The organism is Wolbachia endosymbiont of Drosophila baimaii, assembly GCF_028982185.1.
In the GTDB taxonomy this organism is placed as follows: Bacteria; Pseudomonadota; Alphaproteobacteria; order Rickettsiales; family Anaplasmataceae; genus Wolbachia; species Wolbachia pipientis.
This window is the reverse complement of record NZ_JAPQLE010000069.1, coordinates 1-7,495: the sequence shown is the minus strand read 5'-3', so window position 1 is coordinate 7,495 and position 7,495 is coordinate 1. Positions and strand designations below refer to the sequence as shown.

8 protein-coding genes are annotated in these 7,495 nt (G+C 36.4%); 5 read left to right on the top strand and 3 right to left on the bottom strand.

What is annotated here, in order from left to right; translation table 11 throughout:
* Positions 1-499: 499 nt before the first annotated feature.
* The 3 genes from OZD66_RS02145 to rpmF are packed head-to-tail and all read right to left on the bottom strand — an operon-like array spanning position 500 to position 2,679.
* Positions 500-1,456: a beta-ketoacyl-ACP synthase III gene (locus tag OZD66_RS02145; protein WP_182367333.1), complete on the bottom strand. Its 957-nt coding sequence runs from the start codon at positions 1,454-1,456 to the stop codon at positions 500-502.
* A complete protein-coding gene (gene plsX, locus OZD66_RS02140) occupies positions 1,449-2,486 on the bottom strand; it encodes a phosphate acyltransferase PlsX (protein ID WP_182367437.1) in 1,038 nt (345 codons plus the stop codon). The genes OZD66_RS02145 and plsX overlap by 8 nt, the downstream gene beginning before the upstream one ends.
* 10 nt (positions 2,487-2,496) lie before the next feature.
* The gene (gene rpmF, locus OZD66_RS02135; RefSeq protein ID WP_065094662.1) at positions 2,497-2,679 is read right to left on the bottom strand and encodes a 50S ribosomal protein L32; all 183 of its coding nucleotides are present in this window, start codon (positions 2,677-2,679) and stop codon (positions 2,497-2,499) included.
* A gap of 339 nt (positions 2,680-3,018) precedes the next feature.
* Between rpmF and OZD66_RS02130 the strand changes: the two genes are divergently transcribed.
* The 5 genes from OZD66_RS02130 to OZD66_RS02110 all read left to right on the top strand — a co-directional run.
* Positions 3,019-3,801, top strand: a complete 783-nt coding sequence (locus OZD66_RS02130) for an MlaE family ABC transporter permease (RefSeq protein WP_182367335.1) — start codon at positions 3,019-3,021, stop codon at positions 3,799-3,801.
* Positions 3,794-4,495, top strand: a complete 702-nt coding sequence (locus OZD66_RS02125) for an ABC transporter ATP-binding protein (protein ID WP_182367338.1) — start codon at positions 3,794-3,796, stop codon at positions 4,493-4,495. Before OZD66_RS02130 ends, OZD66_RS02125 begins: the two co-directional genes overlap by 8 nt.
* A gap of 329 nt (positions 4,496-4,824) precedes the next feature.
* On the top strand, positions 4,825-5,322 hold the full coding sequence (locus OZD66_RS02120) for a hypothetical protein (protein WP_182367341.1): 498 nt from the start codon (positions 4,825-4,827) through the stop codon (positions 5,320-5,322).
* A gap of 82 nt (positions 5,323-5,404) precedes the next feature.
* The gene (dxr, locus tag OZD66_RS02115) at positions 5,405-6,568 is read left to right on the top strand and encodes a 1-deoxy-D-xylulose-5-phosphate reductoisomerase (protein WP_182367345.1); all 1,164 of its coding nucleotides are present in this window, start codon (positions 5,405-5,407) and stop codon (positions 6,566-6,568) included.
* A gap of 287 nt (positions 6,569-6,855) precedes the next feature.
* Positions 6,856-7,495 (top strand): Rpn family recombination-promoting nuclease/putative transposase (locus OZD66_RS02110; RefSeq protein ID WP_275022083.1); only part of this gene is annotated, 640 nt, incomplete at its 3' end.

Here is a 7,495-nt window from a genome sequence, read left to right as displayed (position 1 = left end):
CCATTTATACCTCGCTATTACACTTAGTTTAGTATGGCTTTTTTTCCATTATTGTCTATCTGTTTGTTGTGCAGTGAGAATTGGTATTAGCGGATGAGATACCGCGAATGAATCGCGGTATGACGGTTCGCGGCAGCATGACAATAAGCTCGTCATCCCGCTGCTTGTTAGCGGGATCTAGAGATACCGCGAATGAATCGCGGTATGACGTAGGACTGCTGTCATTCCAGTGCTCCTTTTTTTGTCATCCCAGTCTGGGATCTATTTTGCATGTAACTCCAATTGTGTTTTGGCATAAAACGCGACGCGTATTAGACTTATTTGCAAGCAAAGCTTGCTAGATTCCAGTGTCAAGCACTGGAATGACACCGAAGGGGCTACTGGGATGACATCCTCCTGATAGACAATGTTCGTACAGTGTCAGCTACTCAGATAACAGGAAGAAGGTGCTGGGATGACAAGAGAGAGTACTTGGGTGACAGGAGGTAATGCAGGAAGTCTAATAGTGCAGCAACACAGAACCCCAGGTCAGGCCTGCACCTATTGAAATCAGCAGTACCAGATTTCCTAATTTTATTTTTGATTCTTGTATTGCATAGTCTAAGGCCAGTGGAATTGATGCCGCTGAGGTGTTTGCATGCTTATCAACGGTATTAATCACTTTCTCTATAGGAAAATCTAATTTCTTTACTACTGCTTCAATAATACGAATGTTTGCTTGATGGGGAATTAACCAGTCAATATCAGTGATTTTCAAATTATTGCATTTCAGAGTTTCCTCTACTGAGACTGTTAACTTATCCACTGCATGTTTAAACACTTCTCTTCCATTCATGCGTATTTTTCCAGAATCACCAGTTGAGGATATCCCTCCGTTCGTACATAGTATGTCCACATTGCCATCAGAGTGTAAGTTTGTTGATATGATGCCGCTGCTACCCATTTCTGATTTTATTATCACTGCACCAGCACCATCACCAAAGAGTACACAAGTTGACCTATCTTCCCAGTCAACAATCCTAGACATTATTTCAGCACCAATAACGAGCGCAGATTTAATTCTATTGTTAGATTTTATGAGCGAATCAGCAACTGTAACTGCATATATAAAACCAGAGCATGCTGCTTGTACATCAAAAGAAAATGCATTTTTACATTTTAACTTACTTTGTACAATCGTTGCACAGCTAGGCAAAGTTTTATCAGGTGTCGTTGTTGCAACTATAATCAAGTCAATTTCATCCACTGAAATTTTAGCTTTTTCTATAGCACTTTTTGCTGCATTTACAGCTAGATCTGACGTTAATTCTCCTTCATCTGCTATATGCCTTTGAACTATTCCTGTTCTCTGCCTTATCCATTCATCGCTTGTCTCAACTACCGATGCAACTTCGTTGTTACTCAACATTTTTCTTGGTAGGTAAGATCCAGTGCTTAATATGAAACTCTTATTCAATATGACTTACCCCGTTAATTATCTTTTGATTTAAATTTTCACTAATTGCATTTACTGCAAATTTTATGGCATGGGCAAAAGAAATAGCATCAGAATTTCCATGACTTTTAATGATGATACCATTCAGCCCTAAAAACATAGCTCCACTTCTAATTTTGGGATTAAAACGCGTTAATGCTTTATTTAGTTTGGATTTTAACAATATACCAACAAGCATTTTCGCTATCCACGAGTTGAATACTTCCTGCTTTATTAGATTGATAAAGGTACTAGCAGTTGCCTCAGCCGTTTTGAGCATTACATTGCCAACAAAACCATCAGCAACAATCACATCTATATTACCCTCTAAAAATTCACTTGCCTCTATATACCCTTTGAAATTAATGCCTGGAGCGTTTTTAAGCAACTCAAAAGCGCCGCGCACTGAGTCATTACCTTTAACTTCTTCTGTACCGATATTTAGCAAAGCAACTTCAGGATTGTCAATTTTTAATGCTATTTTTGCAAATATACTACCCATTAATGCAAATTGGAATAACGAATCGGCATTACAATCGACATTTGCACCAAGGTCAAGCAAAGCAAAGCTTTTTGTCTTAGTTGGACAGATAGAGGCAATAGCAGGACGATAAATGTTTGGTAATGTTCCTAAAATAAATCTGGAAATTGCCATCAACGCTCCGGTGTTGCCTGAAGATACCACTCCGAAAGCTTTACCTTTTTTTACTGCCTCAATGGCAGCTTTCATACTTGAGTCTTTACGATGCCTCAGTGCAAAAGATGGCTTATCATTTGCAAGGACATTGTCAGAACAATGAGTAAACTCAGAATTGTTACTTACTTTTTTATATTTCAAAAGCAAAGGAGATACTTCTTCCTTATCTCCATAAATATGAAAAAAAACTTTAATGCCTGGGTCAACAAGGTTGTCTAAAAAAAAACCAGCACCATGAATTACGGAAAGAGGCGCAAAATCGCCCCCCATAGCGTCAAGTGCAATAACTATATTATTATTGACCGTAGATAACATATCATAATAGTCACTCTGCCTGTTGCTTAATGAAAACCCGTTTTCCTTTGTAACTGCCATCAACTGCTACGTTATGAGGCAACATGAATTCCCCAGTTGTTGAACACACCACAATATTCTTAGGCTGAATAGCATGATGAGAACGATGCATATTACGCCTTGACTTTGACTTTTTTCTTTTTGGAACTGCCAAAATTTCCTCCATTCTACTACAAAATACAATACATTAGTAACATGTTTTTTACAGGAAGTAAACAGGGATAGTAAAATAAGTAAGGTTTGCTTATGTAATTGAGTTCTATAGCTAAAGTGGCTCTACAATTTGAAAAACCGTCATTCCGCTACTCGTTAGCGGAATCTATACCGCGAATGAATTGCGGTATGACGTAGGGAAACCTTTCTTGGGTTAAGCTTTAAATTAAAACATCAAGTATATTGAACTTAAAACATATCTCAGCTATACTTTGCGATAAAGTTAATAAAAATTTTAATAAAATCAGTAAGACTAACCTCTAGCTAAAATGAATACAAAGTGAGCTTTTTTGATATAAATAGTGTTAGAATAATTGGTAGGTACTTTATCAATTTTTTGTTAAGGCTTGGTAGTGCATTCATATTTTTTATTCAATCTCTATACCACTGCCTTGTGCCACCATATTATTTTAGCAACATAGCAAGACAAATTATAGAGATAGGCTTTTTCTCTCTGCCAATTGTTGGGCTCACTGGAGTTTTTATAGGAGCGGCGATAGTTTTACAAAGTAGCTTGAGTGACCCATTAATTAACCAAGAACAGATAATACCCAAACTTGTTACGATCACTATCATTAAAGAGTTAGGACCAGTTTTGATCAGCTTAATAATGGTAGGAAAGGTTGGATCATCAGTTGCAGCAGAAATTGGTACAATGCGCATCACCGAGCAAATAGATGCACTTACAACCTTGAACATCAACCCTTTTAAATATTTAGTTGCACCAAGGATTTTAGCGTCAATCATAGTATTTCCCATACTTACAGTATGTGCAGATTTAATAGGAATATTTGGAGGATGTATCACTGCAGTCTTCGAATTTAACCACAATTTAAATATATACATTAAACACACAGCTCAGTTCTTTAACACGTATGATTTTATAACTGGGCTAATAAAAGCAACTGTATTTGGCGCCATAATTTCTGTCTCAAGCTGCTATTACGGTTACCATTGCAAAGAAGGTGCACGAGGAGTAGGTGTTGCTACAACATCAACTGTTGTTTTATCGTCCATACTGATCATTTTAGCAAACTACATGATTACTTTGATACATGCGTAACCCCATAATATCAATATTGAACTTAAGCTTATCTTTTGATGATAGGACAGTACTAAAAGATCTAAATTTTGATATATTAAAAGGGGAATCATTAGTCATACTTGGTGGCTCAGGAAGCGGCAAATCTGTACTAACAAAAACAATCATTGGCTTGCTTGCTCCAGACTCAGGGTCTGTTAAAATAAATAGTAAAAGCAAAAATAAATTTGGGGTTTTATTTCAAAATTCCGCTTTATTTGACTACGTTACAGTGTGGGAAAATATATCTTTTAATTATAAAAAGCGCTTTAATATCAGCAAAAAAGAGGCAAAACAGCTAGCAATCGAGAAGTTAAATGATGTTGGATTGGAAGAAAATATAGCAGATATGTTTCCAATAGAGCTATCAGGTGGAATGAAAAAAAGAGTGGCACTTGCAAGGGCGATTGCACACAATCCAGAAATCATTATTTTGGATGAACCAACTTCAGGATTGGACCCAATTATGTCAGATATAGTAAACGAGATAATAATAAAATTATCTAGAGATCTTAACCCTACAATTATCACGATTACACATGATATTCATAGCGCATTTAAAATAGCTGATAAAATAGCAGTATTATATGAAGGGGAGATCATTTCCCATGGAACTGTTCAGGAAATACAAAATACTAATAACGAATATATAAAAAAATTCATTCATTATATATAGCTAAAGATATATACACTATTGCTAACAGTCATATTTTTAAGTTTTAACTTTGTAAAAGGTAGTGAACATTGGAATTCAGATTTTTTTCAAACTGGATCCTATAGCTGACCCAAGCAACACGTCATACCGCGATTCATTCGCGGTATCTCGGCATAGATTCCGCTAACTAGTAGCGGAATGACGAATTTGTCGTTTTTCAAATTGTCGTAAGTCAGTTTAGCTATATATAGGATGACAGAAATTGTTTGTATTAGCTATATTCAAAAGCTCTATTGATATTTTGCAATATTTGTGATAAAATAATAGCTTAAGGTTGAGAGTAAAAATTTATGAGTGAAGCTCAAGGTCCAAATATTGCAGAATGGCAAGCGCAGCAGCAACACCAAGAAGCTGCTGGTGAGAAAAGTGGTTTTGGTCTTGGTCATAGTGACTCTGTTTCAACAGTCGTGGATGGAATGAAATGGTTGTTCAACTTTCATGAAGGAGCAATTGCTGCTTATAGTAACGTGTTTGAAGGTTTGGTGAGTGGTAGTAGTCTAGTAACGCTGTTTGGAAAATCAGGTAATATGTTTGGCATAAAATTTCTTGAAGGCCTTGCAGAATATTTTTCAGGTGGAGGTGGGGAAGATATGCCATCAGAAGGAATGGATATGGCTCATGGTGATGAGGGACCTCACTCAGATGATTACCCTCATGCCAATAATGAAATGGCTCATAATGCTGATGGTTTGCAAGACATGCATGATGCAGGTGATCACCATGGTCAATCTTTTTCACCTGGTCCTTCACCATCTGTTGGTGATGACCACGGGCATGAACTTGGTTAAACGCTTAAAAACTGCTGAATAGTATGCGAGAAGGCCTAATAAGAAAAGTTGCTGTTGTTATAATTAACATGAGTTTGTCTTAGTGAAAAAGGTTTCAGTTTTAGGGTCAACAGGAAGTGTTGGAAAAAAGACTGTAGATTTGCTCTCAAAGAGAAAAGAAGAATACCAAGTGGAAGCACTAAGTGCCCATTCGAACTTTGCTCTACTGGCACACCAAGCAAAACTGCTGAATGCAAAATACGTTGCTATCTCCGATGAAAGGTTTTACAAAGATTTAAAAGAAAATCTACTTGGTACAGATGTAAAAATAGCAATTGGTGCTACAAATATTGCTACCATACCTGTTAATCTCTCAGTTGTTGCAATAGTTGGCATTGCAGGCCTTGAGCCAGTTATGGAGGTTATAGAAAGCGGTACCAAAGTCATTGCATTAGCAAACAAAGAAAGCATTGTTTGCGGTGGAAAGTTATTACTCAAAAAAGCTAAAGAAAAAAATGTACAAATAATCCCTATTGACTCTGAGCACAATGCAATTTTTCAAATTTTGCAAAATGACGACAAATGCGTAGAAAAGATCATACTTACTGCTTCTGGTGGACCATTCTTAAATTATAGCCTTGAGCAATTAAGAAATATCATGGTAGATCAGGCGCTTAGTCACCCCACTTGGAATATGGGAAAGAAAATCTCGGTTGATAGCGCAACAATGATGAATAAGGCACTAGAAATAATAGAAGCACATAACTTGTTTAACATCAGCCCGGATAAAATTGAAGCAATAGTGCATCCTGAGTCAATAGTACATGGAATTGTAACTTATAAGGATGGGTTCAACTTTGCTGTGCTTGCAGAAACTGACATGGCAATTCCCATTTCATATGCTTTGTCTTGGCCGGAAAGATCAGCTTTAAATCGTAAATTAGATTTAATAAAGCAAAGAAAATTGACCTTTCAAGAACCAGACCATAAACGTTTTCCTGCGCTAAAGCTTAGCATGGCAGTGTTAAACTCTTCTGCTCCACAAGCAAATAGTATTGTGCTCAATGCTGCAAATGAAATAGCTGTTAATGAATTTTTGAAGTCACGAATTGGCTTTTTAAAAATAGTAGAGATAGTGGAATCAACAATGGAAAGTTTTGATAGTTATACTGATATTAATTCACTATCTGATATAATAAATATTGATTGTGAAAGTCGTATTATTGCTAATAAAATTGTTGAAAGTAAAGTTGTTGCGTATAGCTAGAGTAATGTAACCAGACTGCATTCTGTGATTTTTAGCAAAACACGATACACAATCGTCATTCCGCTACTAGTTAGCGGAATCTATGCCGAGATACCGCGAATGAATCGCGGTATGACGGTTCGCGGTGGTATGACGGTTAAGTAATTCGTCATCCCGCTGCTTGTTAGCGGGATCTAGAGATACCGCGGCGGTATGACGGTTCGCGGCAGCATAGCTATCTTCAAAAATATGGTTGAATAATTGTTAATAATAGTGTATAATTATTAATATTTTTAAGCACTTTGGCTATGGCTTTATCTAAGTTTCTCGACCCTAAGCTGGATTTGACCTTCAAAAAAATATTTGGCACTGAAAAAAATAAGAATATTCTCATACATTTTTTGAATGATATTTTAGGGTTTGCTGAGATAAATACTATACAAGAAGTGGAATTCCTCAGTACTATAATGGATCCTGAAATTGCATCTGATAAACAAAGTATAGTTGATGTTCTTTGCAGGGATTCTAGTGGGGCCAGGTATGTGATTGAAATGCAGCTTACTCGCGATAAAGGCTTCGAAAAACGAGCTCAATTATATGCTGCTAAGGCTTACTCAAGGCAAGCTGATAAATCTGGTAAGTACATTGATTTAAAGAAGGTTTTCTTTATTGCTATCTCTAATTGTAATTTATTTCCTGATAAGCTTGATTATATATCCAGCCACACTATAAGAGATGAGAAAACCAATGAGCATGACTTAAAAGATTTTCAATTTGTATTTATTGAACTACCTAAATTTCCTAAGAATAAGGAAGAACAGCTAGAAAGCATAGTGGATCGTTGGTTATTTTTCTTCAAATATGCAGATGAAACTACGGAAGAAGACTTAAGGAAAATAGCAGAAAAAGCACCAATAATAAAGTTAGCCTACGATGAATTAGACAGGT

Coding starts and splice junctions, on each gene's coding strand:
- OZD66_RS02120 (WP_182367341.1), top strand. CDS start 4,825: ATGAGTGAAGCTCAAGGTCCAAATATTGCAGAATGGCAAGCGCAGCAG.
- OZD66_RS02125 (WP_182367338.1), top strand. CDS start 3,794: ATGCGTAACCCCATAATATCAATATTGAACTTAAGCTTATCTTTTGAT.
- plsX (WP_182367437.1), bottom strand. CDS start 2,486: ATGTTATCTACGGTCAATAATAATATAGTTATTGCACTTGACGCTATG.